Origin of the sequence: Nocardia sp. NPDC057668 (genome assembly GCF_042799795.1) — a bacterium.
Classification (GTDB): Bacteria; Actinomycetota; Actinomycetes; order Mycobacteriales; family Mycobacteriaceae; genus Nocardia.
The window spans coordinates 69,054-90,198 of sequence record NZ_JBHVIC010000003.1 but is presented as its reverse complement, the minus strand read 5'-3'; the positions used below and the strand labels follow the sequence as shown (position 1 = coordinate 90,198).

Genomic DNA, 21,145 nt, shown 5'->3' with positions numbered 1-21,145 from the left:
CGTGCGCAGGCTCCTGCTCGCCGCGGCCGGTACCGCCGCCATCGTCGCCATGATCAGCATCGTCATCCCGCTGGCCATCTGGCCCGGGGAAGCGAAACTGACCGCGCCCCTGTTCTGCTCGGCCCCCTACACCGAACCCATGGTCGTCTCGGACACCTGGCACGACTCCGAGGGCACCTCCACCAACTACACGCTGTACTGCGTGGGCGAGCGCGGCGCGTACACCGATGAAGGGTTCGCCCGGCCCATGCTGGTCATGATCGGCGCCCACGCGCTGATCGTCGCGGCCCTGGTGGTCGCGATCGGGCTGCCTGCCCTGCGCCGATCGCGCCCGCGCGCCGACACGCCCCCGGGGGCCATCGAATACTGAGCGAATCCGTTTGTCCCCGAACATGACCCGCCGCGGTTTGATACTGTGCGCCCAGCAGTGGGGTTCGCGGATGGGATGGTCCGGCATGGCGTTCAGCCTTATCGACAACGGCGAGGACGACGAGCGGGGGCAGCGGCGTGACACCGTGTCGGTGTCGGTGTCGATCACCGTGTCCGCGACGATGAGCGTGTCCGCGAACTCGGTTCACCAGGTCACCGGATCCCCGGTCACGCCCGCCGAACTCACCGCGGTCACCACCACCGCGCCCGTGCCCCACACCCCGCCACCGGCGCTCGCACCCGCACCGGCGCCCGCCCCGGCGGCGACGACCTCCGCGGCCACCGGACCGTACGTGGTCATGACCCTGGACCGCGGCCTGCTCCCGCACAGCCTCGAATTCAGTGTCGACTGGCCACATCGCGTGCCACCCAAAGATGTCGGGTCTGCGCTCTACGAGGCCTATCGCACCGCCCTGACCACCCACACCGCGCACGCCTCGGACGAGCTCGGCCGCCGCCGCCATCGCCGCCGCCCGGCCCGCCATTCACCCGATCACCGGCTCACCCTGCGCGATCAGACGATCATGCTGCTCGAGACCACCACCTGGAACAAGTACTGCCGCCTGCAGGACGAGCTGCTCTCGGACGGGCAGTACCTGATGAACGGGGCCGCCACCCAGTACGGGCGCGCGGTGGTCGCGGTGTCCGGTAATCGCGACGCGATCCACGCCATCGAGGTCGCCCCCACCTGGCCCGGCTGCGCGGACCCCTACGCCCTGGAAACCGAACTCATGTGGTGCGCGGACCGCATCCGCGCCCTGCGCCCCAAGTTCGCCGCCCAGCACGATTGGTCCGCCCACACCGACGACGAACTCCTCGAGCTGCAACAGCGCCACCGCCGCAAGCTGATCGAGCTCAGCGCCCGCTGAACCCCCGGCCCGCCGCCCCGTAGCTCGCACGCAGGCACGGCCAGGAGACCATGTCACCCCCGCTGTGGGTGCGGTCTGCCGCGTATTCGATTCGCAGACAACGGAGCTCGAGCGGCAGATCGCCGAGCTCACCGCCGGCGCGGGTGTGGACATCACACTGAACTCGGCGCACGCACTCCAAGGACTCCGGTCGCAGTGAGCCGCGCCCGGCCGTCGAGGCTCTCGCCGCTGCCGGGTTCATCCCCGCCTACCGAATCCGCGCCGGCCGTGCGTCGAACGAACCCGCCATCGCTCGACAGCCGTGCACCGGCGGGTGACCGGTGGGCTTCGGGACAGCTGCGCCGGTCGCACCCGGCCGAACCGCTCCGGCCCCGAGGGGCCGGAGCGGCCGGTGATGCGTGGCGTCGTCAGTCGTGGGCGGGCGCGGGTACCAGTGTCGGGGTGGGGGATTCGGCCGTGGGCTTCGGGGTGGGGGACGGGCGGGTGGTTTCCTCGGGCAGCATGCGGTGCAGCTGGTTCAGCCCGTAGCGGGCAAGGTCGGGCATGACGCGGTTGAACCAGATGCTCAGGGCCCCGTGCAGGTTCTCCAGGTGGGCGGGGCGGTCGATGATCGCGTCGGTGAGCATGTTCGCCGCGGCCGCGGTCGACAGGGCCTTGTAGCCGTTCCAGCCCAGGGCCGCGCTCATGTCGGTGGCGACCAGGGGAATGCGGACGTCGGTGAAAAGGACACCGTCGCCGTGGCATTCGTTGGCGGCGATGCGCATGACCGCCTCGAGGGCGGCCTTGGAGCCGACGTAGGCCGAGAAGCGGGGGATATCGGTGATCACCCCGAGCGAGGAGCTGGACACGATGTGGCCGGACCCGCGCCGGCGCATCTCGGGCAGCAGCCGCAGCACGAGCCCGACGGGCCCGAAGTAGTTGATGCGCATGGTGCGCTCGAAATCGTGCAGGCGATGCTCGGATTCGGCGACCGAACGCCAGATCGAGCGGCCCGCGTTGTTGACCAGGATGTCCGGCGCCCCGAATTCGATCAGTACCTGGTCGGCGAGCTTGTCGATGCCCTCGGCGGTCGAGAGATCGCAGGGGAGTGCGTGGGCCTTGCCGCCCTGTGCCTGGATCTCGGCGACCAGTTGATCCAGTTCGCTGATCCGGCGCGCGGTCACGATCACCGTCGCGCCCGCGGCGGCCACCCGCAGCGACAGTGCCCGGCCGATGCCGCTCGAGGCCCCGGTGATGAGAACGGTCTTGCCGGCCACGCGATCGGCCAGGGTCGGGCCGAACGGCAGGGGGATGCGGTGCGGCATGGTCAGGGCGTTGACCACCTGCCGGGTTACCTCGTGCTGAACTTTTGCGAGCGTCTTACCGATACCGAACATCCCATACACCGCTTCCCGACTCGAATTCCTCTGCGGGACGATGTTATTCGACCGTGACATCGGGTGCCGGGCCAGCGATGTGCATGATCGGCCAACCTTCGGGATCGCAGGTTTGGGGGTGGGGTTTTCTGGCTACTTTGAAGGCCGATCGTGCGGAGATGCAAAGTGGCAGTCGATGCAACGACAGGCGAACACCGCAGTGGCGCAAGGGAACCCGGGGCCGGGGTATACGGGGTTGATAACTGTGGGGGTGCCGCCACCGGCTTAACTTGACATAATGTTGATTATCGGTACTTTTACGGCGGCGGCACAGGCATGTTGATCTTGTTGTGTGACAGCCGTATTCGCGCGTCAACCCCGCTCCGAGGGCTCCGGGACGCCCCGTCGCCGGCGTTCGTGCGCGTGCGCGGGTGTGCGTGTTCACCTGTCCCCGGGGTGTTTTCCCGGCACCGGAAAATTGTTTGCGCGACCCCGCTGGCTCGTAGGAAATTTTCCGGTTTCGTCCGAATCGGGCCGAAATCGCCCCCCTCGAGGTCCAATCATGGTGTCGCGGTGGATTATCGGCGGCTCCCCCGGGTCCCGGTGGGTCAGGTAGAAACGTCACTGTGACGAATTAATGGGTGACCCCGGGTGCCGTATCTCCGGTTTCCGGTGCTGTGGATGCTGGACGTTTGCGAAAATGCCTCTATGACGGACGGACTGGGGCAACGGCGTTCCATCACCAGCGCGCTGCTCATCGCGGAGTTCGCCGTCGAACGCGGCGTGCACCCCGCACAGCTGTTGCACGGCACCGGAATCGCCCGCGAGATGCTCGACGACCCGACCGCCGAGATCACCCGCGCCCAGGAGATCGGGCTGCTCGAGAACGTGGTCACCGCACTCGGTGACGAACCCGGGTTCGGGTTGTTCGCCGGCATCCGCTCGCACCTGGCCAATCACGGGGTGTGGGGATTCGCGATCATCAACAGTCCGACCGTGCGCAGCGCGGTCGAGGTGTTCGTGCAGTACAACGATCTCTCGTTCAGTGTGGCGCGGTTCCGGGCGCACAACGAGGGCTCGGAGATCTGGCTGGTGCGCGATGACACCGCGGTGCCGCGGCGGATCCGCCGCTTCGCCCTGGAATGGGATCTGGCCACATTCGCGACCATGCAGCGCGATTTCTTCCTGACCCCGATCCCGGTGCGGGTGGAGATCGCCATCGAGGCCCATCCCATGTACGAGATGTTCAACCTGCTCAACGGGGTCGCCGAGGTGAGTTTCTCCGCCCCGTGCACGATTCTGAAGTTCGCGCGCGGGGCCCTGGATCTGCCGCTCCCCCAGGCCAATTCGCTGTCCGCGGCCTACTACGAGAAGAAATGCATGGAGCTGCTGCAATTGCGGCGGTCCCGGGGCGGGGTCAGCGGTCAGGTGCGGGCGCTGCTGATTCACCGCTCCGGGGTGGCCTCGCAGCCCGAGGTCGCCGATGCGCTGAACCTGAGTGTGCGCACGCTGCGCCGCCGCCTGGCACAGGAGGGCACCACCTTCCGTGAGCTCAGTGACGAGACCTCGGCGTTGCTGGCCGAGCAACTGCTCGCGGCCGGGTTGACCGCCGAGCAGACCTCGACCCGGCTGGGGTACTCGAGCGGGTCGGCGTTCGCGGCGGCGTTCCGGTCGTGGAAGGGTCAGACCCCGCATCAGTACGCGCGCGATGCACGGGCCGCACCTCGGTGAGGGACCGCTCCCCCGGACTCGAAGAGAAGGGAAACCCCAGGTCAAAGCGTCACAGTGACGTATAGGCCTGGGGTCGGTGGATCATCGGCTGCCGCGCCGTTCGCTGTCCGCGGCCTACTGCGAGAAGAAACCGCGCCGCGGTCTCGAGTATCCCCGAACGGACGCCCGCGACCCCCGGGATGACCACGACCACCGTGCCGTCGAGGTCCTTGCCGAACCGGGCGCCGGGGTGCGCGCCCGATGCGGAAACCGCGGATCCGTCAGGTGCGGGCGCCGGGGTGGCAGGGCGTGAAATTCGCTGGGCGAGCGGAGTTTTGGTGGGCTAGCCTGCCGCTCATGACAGCCAAGAACAATTCCTATCTCGATCAGGTCGTCGCGCAGCAGGCGGTGTTGGAGGAGAATCTGCGGTCCGCTCCGGTCGCGGGGGCCGCGGGTGGTTCGGGCGGGCGGGGTGTGCTGGCCAAACGGGCCGGGCGGGCGGGTCCGGCGCGCGAGACGCCGGTGCAGGGGCCGGTGGATGTGCGGATCACCGGGTTCTGGCGGTGGCAGACGGTGCTGGTGCCGCCGAACGCGTTCGTGGTCCATACCCGGCGCGGGCGCAAGGAGCCGTTGCACATCGGGCTGGGGGGTCTCGTTCCGGTTCGATCCGGGCGCGGATTCGTATCTGGTGGTGCCGGGCGCGATTCAGACGATCCTGATCAACGCCTACTGCATCTGCAAGGAATTGCAGGGCGTGCTCGTGCAGGGGTACGTGCAGTGGATCATCGACGATTTCGCCACCGCGTACCGCAAGCTCGACTTCTCCGACGCGGAGGATCCGATGCGGCTGGTGAACGTGCAATTGCGGGAGCAGGCCGAGGCCGCGATCAAGGACAAGGTGTCCACGATGGCGGTGCGCGATGTGCTCAGCGACAAGCAGCCCATCATCGAGGAATTGACCGCGCGCCTGCGCACGGTGGCCGAGGGGTCCGGTGAGCCCGCGGCCCGCGACGATCGCGGGCTGGGGTTGCGGATCGTGACCGTGCAGATCAAGGAGGCGGTGGTCAGTTCGACCACGTTGTGGGAGAACCTGCAAAAGCCGTATCGCAGTGATCAGAACCGGGTCGCGCGCCTGGCCGAGCTCGAGGCGCAGGAGGCGGTGTCGATGCGGGAGCTGACCGCCGCGCGCACCGCCGAGGAACGCCGGATCGAGAACGAGCGTGAGCTGGCGGCCCTGCGTGACCGGCACGAGGCCGCCCGGTTCGATCGTGAGACCGCCGAGCGGTTGCGCCGCACCGAGCGCACGCACGCCGATGAGCGGGCGGTGGCGGATCTGGCGCAGGAGGCGGCGCTGCACGCGTTGCGGCTCGAGCGCGACCTGCACGCGGAGCGGGCGGAGAACACGCGTCTGCAATCGGAGTTGCGCCGCCAGGAGCTCGAGGCCGAGCTCGCGCTGGAGGCGGCGCGGGTGCGGGCCGCGCACGAGCAGGCGCTGCTGGGGCTCGAGCGGGAGCGGATCACGGTCGAGAACGCGAATCTGCGCAATGCCAGCAGTATTCAGGCCGAGCTGGTGGGTGCGCTGCCGGCGATCGTGGACAATCTGCCCGCCCCGCACGAGCTCAGGTCGGTGCAGATCGGCGGGGACACCCTGGGTTTGAGCGGGTTGCTGGCGCAGGTGAGCGCGATCGTGGACACCGTGCGCGGGCCGGGCGACTCCTGAGGTGAGTGTGCGTCGTGCCGGCCACCCGCCCTGGTGGCCGGCACGACGTGGTCGTCACCCTCCGCGCGGGTGCGACGTGTCGAGCAAACCCGATGCGGTGGTCGCGGTGCCAGCCCCCGGTTCCGGGGTATTGCCCGAAATGCCTTGCCGCACTTAGGTTCCCCGAGGGCGGGTGTTCGTTGCCCGGCCCGGGGTGACACCGCGGGGCGCAGGCGGGAACCGGTACCCGCGCACCGGTTCCGATGCGCCGGCGCGGGGTCGCGCACGGGCGTGCGGGAGGTGGGGCGGCCCGACCCGCACGCCATCTCCCGCACGCCCGCCGCCGCCCCGGGGGGCGTGCGGATCGCCGAGCGTGGCCCGCGGTCTCGGTGCGTTCCCGGCCTCGCGTGGTGCTCGATGCGGCCCACGAGGTGATACGGGGTGCGTGCACCGGCTCGCGCGGTGACGCGCGGGCGGGTGATGTACCGAAAGCGGGCACGGGGCACGCGTGCAGGACTTACCGTCTGAGAAAGTCGGCGGTGAGTGGATCGGAAACTGTTATGAGCGAACCGAATACGTCCTGTGCGGCCTTCCAGGCGGTCGCGGCGATCGATCCGGGCGCGGTGGCGGTGCGCTCGATCGGCGGCGCGCAGTCCCTGACCTGGGGCGAGTACGCGCAGCAGGTGCGGGCGGTGGCCGGTGGGCTGGCCGCGCTGGGTATCGGGCGCGGGGACACCGTGGCGCTGATGATGTCCAACCGGGTCGAGTTCTATCCCCTCGAGGTCGGCGCGCAGCACGCGGGGGCGACCTCGTTCTCGGTGTACAACACCCTGTCCCCCGAGCAGCTGGGGTACGTGTTCGCCAATGCCGGGAACCGGATCGTGTTCTGCGAGGCTGATTTCGTGGACCGCATTCGCGCGGCGGGGGTGCCGATCGAGACGATCGTGTGCGTGGACCGGGCGGTGCCGGGCACGCTGTCGGTGGCGCAGCTGACCTCGCTGGCGCGCTCGGACTTCGATTTCGAGGCGACCTGGGGTGCGGTGGACCCGTCGGACATCGTGACCCTGTGCTACACCTCGGGCACCACCGGCAATCCCAAGGGGGTGGAGATCACCCATGCGAGCCTGGCGTTCGAATGTCGCGCCTACGCCTCGGTCATGCCGATCGAGTTCGGGGACCGCATCACCTCCTATCTGCCGACCGCGCACATGGCCGATCGGGTGACCGCGCTGTATCTGCAGGAGTTCTTCGGCACCCAGATCACCGTGGTGCCCGATCGCACGCAGTTGCCGGCCGCGCTGGTCGATGTGCGGCCCACCATCTGGGGCGCGGTGCCGCGGGTGTGGGAAAAGCTCAAGGCGGGAGTGGAATTCGCGGTCGCCGCCGAAACCGATCCCGCGCGCAAGGCCGCCCTGGACTGGGCGCTCGAGGTGGCCGGGCGCAAAGCCGCCGCGCAGCTGGCCGGGGCGCCGCTGGATGACGCGCAGGCCGCGGAGTGGGCGAAGGCCGATGCGCTGGTGCTGTCCGGGCTGCGCGCCAAGCTCGGTCTGGATCAGCTCAAATGGGCGCTGTCGGGGGCCGCGCCGATTCCGGCGCAGACCCTGGGGTTCTTCTTCGGGCTCGGCATCCCGATCTCGGAGGTGTGGGGCATGTCCGAGCTGACGTGCGTGGCCAGTGTCAGCCCGCCGCAGCTCGCGCGCCTGGGCACCGTGGGCACGTTGCTACCCGGGCTCGAATCGCGCATCGCGCCGGACGGGGAATTCCTGGTGCGCGGGCCCCTGCTGATGCGCGCCTACCGCAAGGAACCGGACAAGACCGCCGAGGCGCTGGACGCGGACGGGTGGCTGCACACCGGGGACATCATCACCGAGGACGAGCACGGCTATCTGCGGGTGGTGGACCGCAAGAAGGAGTTGATCATCAACGCCGCGGGCAAGAACATGTCCCCGGCCAATATCGAGAACACGCTCAAGGCCAGCACGCCGTTGATCGGGGCGCTGGCCACCATCGGGGACGCGCGCTCGTACAACACCGCGCTGATCGTCCTCGATGCCGAATCCGCGCAACCCTATGCCGCGCACCATGATCTGCCCGATGCCTCGGCGGCGGCGCTGGCTGCGGACAAGGGCGTGATCGCCGATATCGCGGCCGGGATCGCCGCGGGCAATGCGCACCTGTCGCGGGTCGAGCAGATCAAACGCTTCACGATCCTGCCCACGTTCTGGGAACCCGGTGGTGACGAGATCACCCTGACGATGAAGCTGCGGCGCACGCCCATCGCGCGCAAGTACGCGGGTGAGATCGAGCGCATGTACTCCCCCGAGCTCGCCGAGGGCGTGCACGAACCCGCGGCGGGCGCGCACCCCTAGGTCGCGGGTCACCGGTTCGGACAGCGCTACCGGTCTCGGTGCGTGCTACCTCACACCCATTACAGAGCAGTTGCTCTGTTACTGTCGTGTGATGGCCCGCCCGCGCACCTACGACCCCGACGCCGTCCTGGACGCCGCCGAAACCCTCGCCGCCACCGCCGGGCCCGCCGCGGTCACCATCCGCGCGGTCGCCGCGGCCACCGGCATGTCCAACGGCGCGCTCTACCACAGCTTCGGCTCACGCGCGGAGCTGTGCGCGCGCACCTGGATCCGCGCGGGCGAACGCTTCGGGCAGGTGCAACGCGAACTCGTGGACGCGCACCCCGGGGACCCGGTGCGGGCGGTGATCGCGGCCGCGGGCGCCCCCGCGGTGTTCGCCGAACGCTTCCCCGACTCGTGCCGGCTGCTGCTCGGCACCCGGCGCGCCGAACTGCTCGGGACCGACACCGTGCCCGAACCCCTCACCGCGCGCATGCACGCGCTCGAGCGCGCACTGATCGAACTGTTCAAGGAACTGTCCACCGCGCTGTGGGACCGGCGCGACGCCCGCGCGGTGGACACCCTGACCATCTGCCTGGTCGATCTGCCCACCGCGATCCTGCTCGAGCGCGACCGCCTGGCCGACCCGCACGCGCGCGCCCAGCTCGCCGCGGCCGTGCGCGCCGTGCTGGCCGTGGGCCCCGCCGACCCCGATCACCGAACTCGTTGACCGGCAACCGAATCAGAGAATGAAGGACACCCCATGAGCATCACCCTGACCTACCACGACAAGATCGCCGTCCTGGACCTGGGCGACGGGGAGAACCGCTTCAGCCCCGACTGGCTCACCGAGATCGACACCATCCTGGACACCGTGGTGGCCGAGGGCGCGCACGCGCTGATCACCACCGCGAGCGGCAAGTTCTACTCCAACGGCCTGGACCTGGACTGGCTCGGGGCCAATGGCGATCGCGCGCAATGGTATGTGGGCCGGGTGCACGCGCTGTTCGCGCGCGTGCTGGCGTTCCCGCTGCCCACCGCCGCCGCCCTGCCCGGGCACGCCTTCGGCGCCGGGGCCATGCTCGCCATGGCCCACGACTACCGCCTCATGCGCGCGGACCGCGGCTTCTTCTGCTTCCCCGAAGCCGACATCCGCATCCCCTTCACCGCCGGCATGGCCGCGCTCATCCAGGCCAAACTCACCCCGCGCGCGGCCATCGCCTCGATGACCACCGCGCACCGCTTCCCCGCGCCCGAGGCCCTGAGCCTGGACATCATCGACGCCGCCACCGACCTGGACGCGCTCACCCCCACCGCCGTGAACCTGCTCACCCCCTTGGGCGTCAAGGACCAGGGCACCCTGGGCGCGATCAAGAGCGTGATGTTCGCCGACGCCCTCACCGCCCTGGCCCTGCCCTGACGGTCGCGGGCGACAACCATTCCACGGCAACGGCATCCGCGCGCACCCTCGGAATGTGCCTGAGCGCGTCCGGCCCCGGGACCGGGCGCGCGGGTGATCTCAGGGCGCGTGCTTGTCCAGATGCGCCAGCAGATGCGCGGCGACCTCGCCGGGTTTCTCGGCCTGCAGGAAATGCCCGCACTCGGGGAGCTGGACCAGGTCCGCGCCCGCGTGCTCGCTCAGCACCCGCACCAGGCCCGGGGACAGGCAGCCATCGCGCAGGCCCGCCAGCACCAGGGTCGGCAGCGGCGCCGGGGCGGCCAGCAGCAGCCGGTGGAACGCCCGGGTGGGGGCGCGGTGCACCTGGAACAGTGACCGGTAGTAGCGGGTCGTGGCGTAGGCCATCGCGCGGTCGGTGAACACCGCGGCGGCGGGGGCGAACTCGGCGTCGGTGAACTCCCAGCCCGGAGACCAGCGCGACCACAACCGGCGCACGAACCCCGCACCCGAGCGGGTCAGCAGCCGCGGCGAGGCCCCGGAAGCCATGATCGGGATATAGGACGACAGGAGCATCTGGGCGGGCAGATAGCGGGCGATCGCGGGGGCGAACCCGCCACCGAACGGCGGAATCGCCAGCAGCGTCACCGACAGCCACCGCCGCGGCGCGCGCTTGGCCAGCACCAGCGTCGCGAACGCACCCCAGTCGTGCCCGACCAGGTGCGCGGGCGGATCACCCAGGGCGTGGCACCAGGCGGCGATGTCGTCGGCGACCGCGAGCAGGTCGTAGCGGGCGGTGCGCGCGGCCGAGGCGGGGGTGTAGCCGCGCAGCCACGGGGCCAGCACCTGATAGCCCGCGCCCACCAGCGGCGGGATCACCGCGTCCCAGGTGTGCGGGGTGTCCGGGAAACCGTGCAGCAGCACCACCAGGGGGGCGTCGGTGGGACCGGCGTGCCGGGCGGTCAGGGTCAGCCCGTCGCGCTGCAGTTTGAGGGTGGACTCACCCGGAAGCATCGAACTCATCGACATCAATTCCTTCTCCTCGATCCTCGCGTATCGGTGCGGGTCTCACCGATACGCGACATCGAGAGTGTGCATCACAGGCGTTGACGCCCAGCGGCTTTCGCAGCCCCGATCCCGGCGAGCGGGTCAGCGGCCCTGCCAGACCGGTGCCCGCTTCTGCACGAACGCGGCCATCCCCTCACCCGCGTCCAGCGACGACAGCGCCGCCGCGGCCATCTGACCCTGCTTGGCGAACGCCTCGGCCACCGACCAATCCGGGCACTGATCGATGATCTGCTTGCCCGCGTCGATGCTCAGCGGCGCGTTCACCGCCACCCGCTCGGCCAGCACCAGCGCCGCGGCCAGCGCGCCACCGGGTTCGGCGACCTGATTGATCAACCCCAGCTCGGCCGCGCGCGCGGCGGTGATCGGATCACCGGTCAGGGTCAATTCCATGGCGATCGCGCGCGGCAGGCGCTGAGACAGGCGCAGCACCCCGCCGCCCACCGCGACCAGCCCGCGCTTGACCTCGGGAATGCCGAACATCGAATCGGCGGCGGCCACGATCAGATCCGCGCACAACGCCAGCTCGCACCCGCCCGCCAGCGCCGGGCCCTCCACCGCGGCGATCAGCGGTTTGCGCGGGGGCAACGCGACCAGGCCCAGGATGCCGCGCTTCTCGGTGATCGGCACCTCACCGCGCGAGGCGGCCTTGAGATCCATTCCGGCACTGAAGTATCCGCCCGCACCGGTGAGAATCGCGATGCGCGCGCCCGGATCGGCCTCGTAGGCGTCGATGGCGCGCTCGATGCCCAGCGCGGTGGCCAGATCGATCGCGTTGCGCGCGTGCGGGCGATTGATCGTGATGATCATGACGTGCCCGCGGCGCTCGATCAGCACCGGCGCCGGCGGCGGCGCGGGCAGGGCGAGTCGGTCGCTGCCGGTCACCTCGATGATGTCCCCGTCCACGGTGACCGGCACGCCCAGCAGATCGGAGTCGGTGAACGCGTGCACGGTGCCGGTGTCGGTGCTGCGCACCAGGATTCGGTCACCGGACTCGGTCAGCACGCTCACGATCGCGGCCTCGGGCTTACCGTCGCGGTCATAGGGCAGGGTGTACGCCTCCACCACCGCGGGACCCGAATAGCCGGTGACCGCGCGCCGGGCCGGGGGATGCTCGATCACCGGGGTCAGATGCGCGTAGGCGCGCGCGGGCGGGGTCGCCGAATACACCCCCAGCGCGTGCTTGGTCAGATACCAGCCCAGCGAGGTCGCCAGCCCGTACGCCTCGGGTTCGGCGCGCAGGCGCTGCACCAGCGTGGCGACCGCGTGCCCGCCGTAATTGTTGCCCGGCCCGCCGCCGAAGGTCAGCCCGCCGGTCACCGACAGCGGCCGCGCCGGATCCTCGGCGGGCAGGCCGAGTTCGCGCGCGGCGATCTGCACCGCCACCGGGAAGCACGCGTACAGATCGACGTGGGTGAGCTGATCGGCGGTGATCCCGGCATGACCCAGCGCCGCCGCGCCCAGGGCCGCGATCGCCGGGGACGCCGCCAACTCGGTGCGCTCGCTGACGAACCACTCGTCGCTGCCCGAGGCGCCCGCGTGCAGGAACACCCACCTGTCCTGGGCGATACCGGCGGCCTCGGCCGCGGCGGCACTGGTGATGATGATGCCGCTGGCCATGTCCACGGTCAGGTTCGCGCATTCGAGCTTGGTGTACGGCGCGGAGATCATCCGATTGGCCTCGGACACCGTGGCGATCTGCTCGGGGGTCTGCTCGACCGGCTGCCAGGCATAGGGGTTGGCGGCCGCGATCGCGGAGAACCGCGACCACAACCGGGCGACCGCGCTCGCGTGCTCGGTGAGTGTGCGGCCCAGGCGGTGCCGGTTCGCCGATTCGATCAGCGCGTACATGTTGATCGGGGCCAGCAGGCCCGCGGTGGTCTCGGCGGCGTTGTTGGCCGCCTTGTCGATCCCGACCGTGCGCGTGGGCCGCACCTGCGAATCCTGCACCGGCCAGCCCGGATCCACCCCGGCGCGCTGGGCCGCGGCCGCGGTGGCCCCGGCCTCGGCGCCGGTCACCAGGACGATCTCGTAGTCCCCGGCCGCGATCGCGGCCGCGGCCTCGTTGATCACCAACTGCCCGCCGTCGCCGCCGAACGGGCTCGACTGCACCGTGTCCACCGTGCCCGCCCCGACCGCCGCGGCCACCAGCGCACCCAGATCCCGGTACTGCCACGAGGTGGGGGCCACGGTGAACACCGCGTCCGCGTCCGCCAGCAGCCCCGCACCGGCCCCGGCGTCGGCGGCCGCGGCCCGTAGCGCGCGCACCGCCAGCGCCGAGGGATCGGGGAACTCGGGTTCGGGGGTGCGGGTCACCACCTGGCCCACGCCCACCAGCACCGGGGTCGTGGGCGCGAGCACCGTCCCGGACGCGATGTGCCGCACCGCTTTACGCGCCGCGCGACCGGTCCCGGCCGGAGCCGCGGCCAGCACCGCGGGCAAGGACGCCAGCGAGTCGGTCAGCGCCTCACCCAGACTGCGCGCCACCGTGCCGCCCAGCGGGCCCTCGATCGGGGCGCCCGCCAGTCCTGCGTCGAGGTACACCATCGAGCCGGGCCCGTCCGGGGTCACCGTCATCCACAGCCCCAGCGTCAGTCCCTGCGGGCCGGTGCCGCGCAGTTCCAGGCCCGTGTCGGTGGCCGCGGCGACGCTCCAGCGCAGATCCGCGGGAATGCCCATGAACTTGGCGACCTGGGTGAACTCGAGTCCCGGCTCGGCCTGCCCCGGCTCGGCCCCGCGCCACCCGGCGTGGAAGGTGAACCAGCGCGGAATGTTCCCCAACCCCAGCAGGTATGCGGCCACCGTCTCGGGCGCGGCCTCGAGACGCTGGGCGGCGTGCGCGGTGCGCGCGTACTCGCTCAACCCCGCGGGCGGAACACGGTCCCCGAGATCGACCGCGGGCGGCGGCGTGCTCGCACCGCCGGTCAGGCCCGACACCAGATCCCGCACGATCCGCGGATCGCGGCGCACCGCCCCCAGCAGATCACCCCCGGCTCGAATCTGCTTGCGCACCACACGACCCTGCGCCAGCACCGCGCGCAGCCGCTCGAACCCGGGAACCTCGGTCACCGTCGAACCTCCTCATTGAGGGTGAGAGAGTGAAAGCCTCACCGTATCGCCCCCGAGCGGCCCGCCGGAAGGGCGAACACCACCCCCGGCCCACATGGTGAGATCCCCCGCCCGCCAACGCGGCGCACCGGCATCGATGCCGCCGAGCACGGCGGCGACCGGACCTGCATGATGATCGACTCGGTTGCCGGCACCTGTTGCGGAAACCTGGACGCCTCGGGCCGTGATCCGGCGGTGCGAGGTGGGGATCCACGCCAATCGAGCTGTCCCCCAACCACGATGGCCCGCCGCGCAGCCACTGCGCGACGGGCCATCGGTGAATCGGGCCGGGACGGGCCATCGATCAGAGGCGCACACCCAGCAGGGCGTCGACCGCGTCGCGGATCAGCGCCGGGGCGCTCGCGTCGGGCCCGCCGTAGGCCAGCGCCTGATCGGCCCAATTGTCCAGGGCCGCCAGTGCTTTCGGGGTATCGAGATCATCGGCCAGATGCTGACGCACCCGCGCGACGGTGTCCTGCGCGGACGGGCCCGAGGCCAGCGCGACCGCGGCCCGATAGCGATCCAGGCGCGCGAGCGCGGTGGCCAGGGTCTGCTCGGTCCACTCCCGGTCCTGGCGGTAATGCCCGGAGAACAACCCGAGGCGGATCGCGGACGGGTCGGTGCCCGACCGGCGCAACGTCGACACGAACACCAGGTTGCCGCGCGACTTGGACATCTTCTCGCCCTGATAGGCGATCAGGCCCGCGTGCACGTAATGGCGCGCGAACCGGCGGCCCTTGACCAGGGCCTCGGCATGGGCGGAGGAGTACTCGTGATGCGGGTAGATCAGATCGCTGCCCCCGCCCTGGATGTCGAACTCGGTGCCGATGCGGTTCAACGCGATCGCCGCGCACTCGATATGCCAGCCCGGACGGCCCGCCCCGAACGGCGCCGGCCACGACGGCTCACCCTCGCGCGCGGCCCGCCACAGCAGCGCGTCGATCGGATCACGCTTGCCCGGGCGCTCGGGATCCCCGCCGCGCTCGGCGAACAACCGGTCCATGGTCGCCCGGTCGTACCCGGACTCGTACCCGAACTGCTCGGTCGCGTCGTGCCGGAAATACACGTCCGGGAACTCCGGATCATCGACCACGTACGCCGCGCCCGAGGCCAGCAGCTTGTCGACCAGCTCCACGACCTCCTGCACCGACTCGATCGCGCCCACGTACTGCGCCGGAGGCAGCACCCGCAACTCGCTCATGTCCTCGCGGAACAGCTCCACCTCGCGCGCGCCCAGATCCCGCCAATCGATGCCGTCGCGCGCGGCCCGCTCGAACAGCGGATCGTCCACATCGGTGACGTTCTGCACGTACCGCACCTCGTGCCCGCCATCGCGCCACAACCGGTTGACCAGATCGAAGCTCAGATAGGTGGCCGCGTGCCCGAGATGGGTGGCGTCGTAGGGGGTGATGCCGCACACGTACATGGTGGCGGTCTTGCCCGGGGTGACCGGGCGGACCTGCCGGTCGGCGGTGTCGTACAAGCGCAACGGCGGTCCGGATCCGGGGACGGTCGGGACAGCGATATCGGACCAGGACTGCATGGATTTCAGGTTAACGGTGCGCTCGCGGGACGACCCGCCCGCCCCCGCACAGCACCGCCGCGCCCCCGGCGGGTAAGGCGCGCCCGACCAGCACCTTAACGACCCGCCCGCACACGTCAATGGTTGAAATCATGATGCATACAACGTTTTCGGATCCGGGGGCCGGGCACTCAGAACGCCGGCCACGGAATCGGGCGCTGGGAAGCGGGCAACGGCATCACCGGATTCTCCAGCACGGCCCGGCACCGCTGCTCGAGAGCCTCGATCTCGGCGTCGGTGATGTGCTCGCTCAAACGCCCGCCCAGCTCACCCGGCAGCGCCTTCACCAAAACCGTGATGTCGGTGAGCAATTGATCCTCGATCGGCTCACCGGCCCACCCCCACAGCACCGTGCGCAGCTTGGGTTCGGTGTGCAGGCAGATCCCGTGATCGACACCGTACACGCGCCCGTCGCGGCCCTCGAGCGCGTGCCCGCCCTTGCGGTCGGCGTTGTTGATCAGCACATCGAGCACCGCCATCCGATGCAGGCGCTCATCGGCGGCATGGATCAGCGACACCGGGCGGCCCCCCGGGTCCAGCGCCCGCAACACCTCCCGGTACCCGTCCGGAACCTGCCCCACCGGGCACAGATCCACCAGATCGAGCCGCTCGGGATCCTCGGTGGTCTCGATCCAGCGCTGCACCATGCCCGGCCCCAGCGGGCCCTCGCGCAGAACGGTTTCCGGAATCACCCCCCAGCCCAGGGCATCCGAGACCAGATACGAGGCAACCTCGCGCCCGGCCAGGGTGCCGTCGGGGAAATCCCACAGCGGGCGCTCACCCCGCTCGGGCTTGTACACCACCCGCACGTCCCCGGCCGCGCACACCAGGGTCACGTTCGAGGCCGTGGTGACCTGCCCGATCACCGACAGGTCCGCGGTGTACAGGGGATCGGTGCTCATCTCACTCCTCGGCCTCGCTCGCGCCGAAGATGTCACCGCGCTTGTACCCGTTGGTGCGCACACACATGTGCCCCTGCGCCGAGAGCGGCTCCCCGCACAGCGGGCACGGTTTGCGCCCGGCCGCGATCACCCGCGTGGACCGCAACGCGAACTCCCGCGCCTGGATCGGGGTCAGGAACACCCGCACCGCGTCCGGGCCCTCCTCGGTGTCATCCAGGACCACCGACTCGTCGACCTCGGTCTCGGTGATCGCCAGCAACTCCACCACTACCGCGCCCGCGTCGGCGTCCCAGCCCAAACCCATGGTGCCGACCCGGAATTCGGATTCGATCGGGGTCACCAGCGGGGCCACATCGGCCACATCGGAGGGTTGCGGGGGCACCGGGGTGCCGAAGCGGCGCTGCACCTCGTCCAGCAGCAACCCCATCCGATCGGCCAAGACCTTCACCTGCTGCTTCTCCAGCAACACGCTGACCACGCGCGGCTCCTGCACGGCCTGCAGGTAGAAGGCGCGGTCGCCCGGCTCGCCGACGGTGCCGGCGATGAAACGATCGGGGGTGCGGAAAATATGGATAGCTCGGCCCATGGCACCTCCTGACAGCTGTTCACCTTAAGAATCGGGGTGCTCGGCATCCCCATTACCCGTACTACCGGTGGTACCCGTTTCACCTCCGGGCACCGGCCCCGATCGCGATTCGCGACCGGTTTGCGGCGAAATCGCCGCCAAGCTGGACAGATCCGCGCCGGTATCGTTCACCCGCCACACATACGGAGCGGTTGGACTGTAGCGGACCACGCTCACCGAGGCCGGTTCGACCACGATCCGCTGGAATCCGTCCAGGTGAATGCCGAACGCGTCCGCCAGCACCGACTTGATGACATCGCCGTGCGTGCACGCCACCCACAACACGTCACCGCCGTGCTCGTCGGCGAAGGTCCGATCACGCTCGCGGATTGCCGCGACCGCGCGGAACTGCACCTGCGCCAAGCCTTCTCCCGAGGGGAACACCGCCGCCGAGGCGTGCCGCTGCACGATCTTCCACAGCGGCTCGTTCACCAGCTCGCTCAGCGGGCGGCCCGTCCACTCGCCGTAGTCGACCTCGAGCAACCGCTCATCGGGTTCGGCCTCGAGCCCTAGCTTGTCCGCGAGCGGGGTGACAGTTCGCTGACAGCGTAAGAGCGGAGAGGACACGATGTGCTCGATCGGCAGGGCCCCGAGCCGTTGCACCAGATTCTGCGCTTGTTCGCGACCTCGATCGGTGAGATCGACACCGGCGCTCCGACCAGCCAAAGTGTGGGCAGTGTTCGACGTGGAGACGCCGTGCCGCAACAGGATCACCGTCACCGGGACAGCCTACCGACTAGGTGGCCGACACGACGCCGGTCGCCAGCAGCGCCATCACCGCCAGGCCCAGCACGATGCGGTAGCCCACGAACCAGTCCAGCGAATGCTTGGACACGAACTTGAGCAGCCACGCCACCGAGGCATAGCCCAGCGCGAACGCCACCACCGTGGCCACCAGGATCTGCGCGCCCGAGGCGTTGAGGCCCTCACCGGCGGGTTCGAAAGCATCGGGGAGACTGAACAACCCCGAGGCCAGCACCGCGGGAATGGCCAGCAGGAACGAGAACCGCACCGCGGCCTCGCGCCGCAACCCCAGGAACAGGCCCGCGGTCGAGGTCGCCCCCGAGCGCGACACGCCCGGGATCAACGCCAGGCATTGCGCGAAACCCATCACCAGGCCGTCGCGGGTGGTGAGCTGTTCGATCGGGCGGATCTTGCGCCCGTAGTACTCACCCGCGGCGATCACCAGCGCGAACAGGATCAGGTTCGCCGAGATGATCCACAGATTGCGTGCGCCGGTACGGATCTCGTCCTTGAACAGGAATCCCAGCACACCGATCGGGATCGTGGCGATGATCACATACCAGCCGATGCGATAGTCCAGTTCGCGCTGGGCGTCGGGATCGAGTTCGTACTCCGCCTCGTAGTCCAGGGTGCCGTCGGTGTACATCGGCAACTGCGCGGTCAGCTGCTCCGAGGCGGGCAGCGGCGCGGGCCGGGTACCGGTGAACTGCATGTACAGCGTGCTGAACCAGGCCACCAGGATCCGCCAGATGTCCTTGGCGAAATACACCAGCACCGCCAGCTCGGTGCCCAGCTGGGTGACCGCGGTGAACGAGGCGCCGGCGTCGTCGCCGAAGAACACCGCCGACACGATGCGCATGTGCGCCGAGGACGAGATCGGCAGAAACTCCGTGAGCCCCTGCACCGCGCCCAACACCAGGGCCTGTATCCATGTCATCGACTCGCCCACACGACCTCCAATCCCGAATCGTCGGCTGCCGGTGGACAATTCGCCCACCTGCGGCGGTTTCGACCGCCGAACACCGCAGCGACCCTACAGGGCAGGGGCGAATCCCCGACAGCGGTGCGCGCACACCGCCGGCCCGCCCGCCCGCGCGGGCACGCGCACCCCCGCACCGTGCCGGGCGATTGTCCAAGACGCGCAGGCATTTACGGTCGCCGCGAGGCATACCCCGGAACAGGGGACCCGTGCCCTTAGGCTGATCCCTGTGATGAAAGAGCAAGCGCGGTGATGGAACAGCGCACGCTGGGGCGCAGCGGACTTCGGGTCTCACGGATCGGGCTGGCCACCCACACCTGGGGCCGCGAGACCGACGCCGAGGACGCCGGCGCGCAAATGATGGCCTTCGCCGAGGCCGGGGGCACCCTGGTGGACTGCTCCCCCGCCTACGGCGACGGGGCCGCCGAACAGATCCTGGGCCCGCTGGTCAAGGAGTTCGGCCGCGAGGACCTGGTGCTCAGCGTGTGCTCGGGCCAGGTCCCGGTGCGGGTGAACCCCGCCGCCGGACCCGCGCCCGCCCCGACCCGCTGGCGCGTGGACGCCTCCCGGCGCACCATGATGCGCCAGCTCGACCGCACCCTGACCCTGCTCGGGGTCGATCACCTGGACCTGTGGACCGTGGCCGCCTGGGATCCGCACACCCCCCTCGAAGAGGTCTCGGCCACACTCGAATACGCCGTGCGCACCGGGCGCGTGCGCTACGCCGGAGCGCGCGGCTACGACGGCTGGCAACTGGCCACCCTCGCGGCCACCGCGCCCCTGACCGCCGCCCAGCACCCGTACTCGCTGCTCGCGCGCGGGGTCGAACACGAATTCGTGCCCGCCGCACAGCATCACGGCATCGGCGTCATCGCCACCGCACCCCTGGCCGGGGGCATCCTGACCGGCAAATACCGCGACGGCGTGCCCGCGGACTCGCGCGGCGCCGACGAGGCCACCGCCGCCGAGATCAACGCCCGCCTCGACGATCTGGCCGTGCGCGTGGTCGACGCCGTCGTCACCGCCGCCGACGGCCTGGGCACCTCACCCCTGGCGGTGGCCCTGGCGTGGGTGCGCGATCAGCCCGGGGTGGCCTCGCTCATCGTGGGCGCCCGCGACATCGGCCAGCTCACCGGGGTGATCGCCGCCGAGACGCTGGAGCTGCCGCGGGCCATCGCGGCCGCACTCGGAGACGTCAGTGCACGCACCGAATGACCCGTGGTTAGCCTTACCTGCATGAGGTCTAGCGTGAACGGTCGCCCGAAGCTGCTCCTGCGCGCGGTGTCGGCGCTGCTGGGCGCCGGTCTGCTGATCGGCGCCACCGCCTGCGGCACCGGCGAGAGCACCTCGGGCACCGGGCCGCAGGGCCCGGCCACCGCAACCCTGACCGACCTGGACCCCGTACCCCTGGCGCCCGCACCCACCCCGGTGCTGCCGGCCACGGTGCGCTCGTTCGACGGCAGCGAGGTCACCGTCACCGACGCGAGCCGCATCATCGCCGCGGACCGCTACGGCACCCTGGCCCAGACCGTCGTCGCGCTCGGACTCGGACCCAACCTCGTGGGCCGCTCCACCTCCGCGGCGTTCCCCGCGGTCGAGGACCTGCCCAACGTCACCGCCGGGTCGGGCACCCTGAACGTGGAAGCCATTGCCGCGCTGCGCCCCTCGGTGTTCCTGACCGACACCACCAGCGCCACCGCGGTCATGCGCGATCAGCTCAAAGCCCTGGGCATCACCGTGGTCTACTTCGACCCCCAGCGCACCATGGACGGGGTCGTGCCGCAGATCGAAGCCGTCGCCGCCGCCCTGGGCGTACCCGCCGCGGGCAAGACCCTGGGCCAGCGCACCCGCGCCGAGATCGACGCCGCCACCGCCGCGGTCCCCGCGCGCGAGCCCAAGCCGCGCATCGCGTTCCTGTACCTGCGCTCGACCGCCATCGCCATGATCGCGGGCCCCGGCTCGGGCGCGGACTCGCTGATCGCCGCCATCGGCGGCACCGACGCCGGCACCGCCTCGGGAGTCAGCGAGCCGTTCATCGCCATCACCAGCGAAGCCCTCATCGCCGCGGCCCTCGACGTGCTGCTGGTCATGAGCGATGGCCTGTCCTCGGTCGGCGGTGTGGACGGGCTGGCCAAGATCCCCGGCATCGCCCAGACCCCCGCCGGCAAGAACAAACGCGTGGTCGACATGTCCGACGCGGTCCTGCTGTCCTTCGGCCCCAACACCGGCCGCGTCGTGCAGGCCCTGGCCCAGGCCGTCTACGGCGAAAAGACCGCATGACCCCCCAGGACCCCCACGATCGGCCCGTGTCACCCGCACCACCCCCCGAACCGC

Annotated in this window: 17 protein-coding genes; 9 read left to right on the top strand and 8 right to left on the bottom strand. The window is 70.4% G+C overall.

The genetic code is table 11. The annotated features are described in order from the left end of the window. Nucleotide 1: 1 nt before the first annotated feature. On the top strand, nucleotides 2–370 hold the full coding sequence (locus tag ACFVBH_RS19035; protein ID WP_354991509.1) for a hypothetical protein: 369 nt from the start codon (nucleotides 2–4) through the stop codon (nucleotides 368–370). Between the two features lie 85 nt (nucleotides 371–455). After that, nucleotides 456–1,298, top strand: coding sequence for a hypothetical protein (locus tag ACFVBH_RS19030; protein ID WP_379002970.1), 843 nt, complete (start codon nucleotides 456–458; stop codon nucleotides 1,296–1,298). A 407-nt stretch (nucleotides 1,299–1,705) separates the two neighbouring features. Here ACFVBH_RS19030 and ACFVBH_RS19025 read toward each other — a convergent pair whose 3' ends face one another. Continuing rightward, a complete protein-coding gene (locus ACFVBH_RS19025; protein ID WP_379004534.1) occupies nucleotides 1,706–2,602 on the bottom strand; it encodes an SDR family NAD(P)-dependent oxidoreductase in 897 nt (298 codons plus the stop codon). A 759-nt stretch (nucleotides 2,603–3,361) separates the two neighbouring features. Between ACFVBH_RS19025 and ACFVBH_RS19020 the strand changes: the two genes are divergently transcribed. The 5 genes from ACFVBH_RS19020 (at nucleotide 3,362) to ACFVBH_RS19000 (ending at nucleotide 9,830) form a co-directional block, all read left to right on the top strand. Continuing rightward, the gene (locus ACFVBH_RS19020) at nucleotides 3,362–4,384 is read left to right on the top strand and encodes an AraC family transcriptional regulator ligand-binding domain-containing protein (RefSeq protein ID WP_379002968.1); all 1,023 of its coding nucleotides are present in this window, start codon (nucleotides 3,362–3,364) and stop codon (nucleotides 4,382–4,384) included. A gap of 517 nt (nucleotides 4,385–4,901) precedes the next feature. Beyond that, the gene (locus ACFVBH_RS19015; protein ID WP_379002965.1) at nucleotides 4,902–6,083 is read left to right on the top strand and encodes an SPFH domain-containing protein; all 1,182 of its coding nucleotides are present in this window, start codon (nucleotides 4,902–4,904) and stop codon (nucleotides 6,081–6,083) included. 539 nt (nucleotides 6,084–6,622) lie between these two features. Further along, the gene (gene fadD11, locus ACFVBH_RS19010) at nucleotides 6,623–8,431 is read left to right on the top strand and encodes a fatty acid--CoA ligase FadD11 (RefSeq protein WP_379002963.1); all 1,809 of its coding nucleotides are present in this window, start codon (nucleotides 6,623–6,625) and stop codon (nucleotides 8,429–8,431) included. Between the two features lie 91 nt (nucleotides 8,432–8,522). Next, on the top strand, nucleotides 8,523–9,140 hold the full coding sequence (locus ACFVBH_RS19005) for a helix-turn-helix domain-containing protein (RefSeq protein WP_354990050.1): 618 nt from the start codon (nucleotides 8,523–8,525) through the stop codon (nucleotides 9,138–9,140). Between the two features lie 33 nt (nucleotides 9,141–9,173). Further along, nucleotides 9,174–9,830: an enoyl-CoA hydratase-related protein gene (locus ACFVBH_RS19000; RefSeq protein WP_379002960.1), complete on the top strand. Its 657-nt coding sequence runs from the start codon at nucleotides 9,174–9,176 to the stop codon at nucleotides 9,828–9,830. Between the two features lie 99 nt (nucleotides 9,831–9,929). Here the strand turns inward: ACFVBH_RS19000 and ACFVBH_RS18995 are convergent, their stop codons facing one another. The 7 genes from ACFVBH_RS18995 to ACFVBH_RS18965 form a co-directional block, all read right to left on the bottom strand. After that, on the bottom strand, nucleotides 9,930–10,829 hold the full coding sequence (locus ACFVBH_RS18995) for an alpha/beta fold hydrolase (RefSeq protein ID WP_379002958.1): 900 nt from the start codon (nucleotides 10,827–10,829) through the stop codon (nucleotides 9,930–9,932). A gap of 126 nt (nucleotides 10,830–10,955) precedes the next feature. Then, nucleotides 10,956–13,940 (bottom strand): crotonase/enoyl-CoA hydratase family protein, encoded by a 2,985-nt coding sequence (locus ACFVBH_RS18990; protein ID WP_379002956.1) that lies wholly within the window; start codon nucleotides 13,938–13,940, stop codon nucleotides 10,956–10,958. A gap of 343 nt (nucleotides 13,941–14,283) precedes the next feature. Continuing rightward, complete coding sequence (gene mshC / locus ACFVBH_RS18985) at nucleotides 14,284–15,522, bottom strand: cysteine--1-D-myo-inosityl 2-amino-2-deoxy-alpha-D-glucopyranoside ligase (RefSeq protein WP_379002954.1); 1,239 nt, start codon at nucleotides 15,520–15,522, stop codon at nucleotides 14,284–14,286. Between the two features lie 170 nt (nucleotides 15,523–15,692). Next, entirely contained in the window at nucleotides 15,693–16,463 is a 771-nt protein-coding gene (locus tag ACFVBH_RS18980; protein WP_354990055.1) for an SCO1664 family protein, read from the bottom strand. Nucleotide 16,464: 1 nt separating this feature from the next. Continuing rightward, nucleotides 16,465–17,049 carry a DUF3090 domain-containing protein gene (locus ACFVBH_RS18975; protein ID WP_354990056.1) on the bottom strand — a complete coding sequence of 195 codons (585 nt, stop codon included), beginning with the start codon at nucleotides 17,047–17,049 and terminating at the stop codon, nucleotides 16,465–16,467. Between the two features lie 24 nt (nucleotides 17,050–17,073). After that, nucleotides 17,074–17,808 (bottom strand): histidine phosphatase family protein, encoded by a 735-nt coding sequence (locus tag ACFVBH_RS18970; protein WP_379002952.1) that lies wholly within the window; start codon nucleotides 17,806–17,808, stop codon nucleotides 17,074–17,076. 16 nt (nucleotides 17,809–17,824) lie between these two features. Beyond that, nucleotides 17,825–18,769, bottom strand: a complete 945-nt coding sequence (locus ACFVBH_RS18965; protein ID WP_354990058.1) for an undecaprenyl-diphosphate phosphatase — start codon at nucleotides 18,767–18,769, stop codon at nucleotides 17,825–17,827. Between the two features lie 294 nt (nucleotides 18,770–19,063). Here ACFVBH_RS18965 and ACFVBH_RS18960 point away from each other — a divergent pair, with 294 nt between their 5' ends. Continuing rightward, on the top strand, nucleotides 19,064–20,026 hold the full coding sequence (locus ACFVBH_RS18960) for an aldo/keto reductase (RefSeq protein WP_354990059.1): 963 nt from the start codon (nucleotides 19,064–19,066) through the stop codon (nucleotides 20,024–20,026). A 21-nt stretch (nucleotides 20,027–20,047) separates the two neighbouring features. Then, nucleotides 20,048–21,091, top strand: coding sequence for a hemin ABC transporter substrate-binding protein (locus ACFVBH_RS18955; RefSeq protein ID WP_379002949.1), 1,044 nt, complete (start codon nucleotides 20,048–20,050; stop codon nucleotides 21,089–21,091). Nucleotides 21,092–21,145 lie beyond the last annotated feature (54 nt).

What these genes read in the sequence shown, in the direction of transcription:
- ACFVBH_RS19020 (WP_379002968.1), top strand. Translation starts at nt 3,362, where the DNA reads ATGACGGACGGACTGGGGCAACGGCGTTCCATCACCAGCGCGCTGCTC.
- mshC (WP_379002954.1), bottom strand. Translation starts at nt 15,522, where the DNA reads ATGCAGTCCTGGTCCGATATCGCTGTCCCGACCGTCCCCGGATCCGGA.
- ACFVBH_RS18965 (WP_354990058.1), bottom strand. Translation starts at nt 18,769, where the DNA reads ATGACATGGATACAGGCCCTGGTGTTGGGCGCGGTGCAGGGGCTCACG.
- ACFVBH_RS19025 (WP_379004534.1), bottom strand. Translation starts at nt 2,602, where the DNA reads ATGCCGCACCGCATCCCCCTGCCGTTCGGCCCGACCCTGGCCGATCGC.
- ACFVBH_RS19000 (WP_379002960.1), top strand. Translation starts at nt 9,174, where the DNA reads ATGAGCATCACCCTGACCTACCACGACAAGATCGCCGTCCTGGACCTG.
- ACFVBH_RS19030 (WP_379002970.1), top strand. Translation starts at nt 456, where the DNA reads ATGGCGTTCAGCCTTATCGACAACGGCGAGGACGACGAGCGGGGGCAG.
- fadD11 (WP_379002963.1), top strand. Translation starts at nt 6,623, where the DNA reads ATGAGCGAACCGAATACGTCCTGTGCGGCCTTCCAGGCGGTCGCGGCG.
- ACFVBH_RS18980 (WP_354990055.1), bottom strand. Translation starts at nt 16,463, where the DNA reads ATGAGCACCGATCCCCTGTACACCGCGGACCTGTCGGTGATCGGGCAG.
- ACFVBH_RS18995 (WP_379002958.1), bottom strand. Translation starts at nt 10,829, where the DNA reads ATGAGTTCGATGCTTCCGGGTGAGTCCACCCTCAAACTGCAGCGCGAC.
- ACFVBH_RS18975 (WP_354990056.1), bottom strand. Translation starts at nt 17,049, where the DNA reads ATGGGCCGAGCTATCCATATTTTCCGCACCCCCGATCGTTTCATCGCC.
- ACFVBH_RS18955 (WP_379002949.1), top strand. Translation starts at nt 20,048, where the DNA reads ATGAGGTCTAGCGTGAACGGTCGCCCGAAGCTGCTCCTGCGCGCGGTG.
- ACFVBH_RS19015 (WP_379002965.1), top strand. Translation starts at nt 4,902, where the DNA reads ATGTGCGGATCACCGGGTTCTGGCGGTGGCAGACGGTGCTGGTGCCGC.
- ACFVBH_RS18960 (WP_354990059.1), top strand. Translation starts at nt 19,064, where the DNA reads ATGGAACAGCGCACGCTGGGGCGCAGCGGACTTCGGGTCTCACGGATC.
- ACFVBH_RS19005 (WP_354990050.1), top strand. Translation starts at nt 8,523, where the DNA reads ATGGCCCGCCCGCGCACCTACGACCCCGACGCCGTCCTGGACGCCGCC.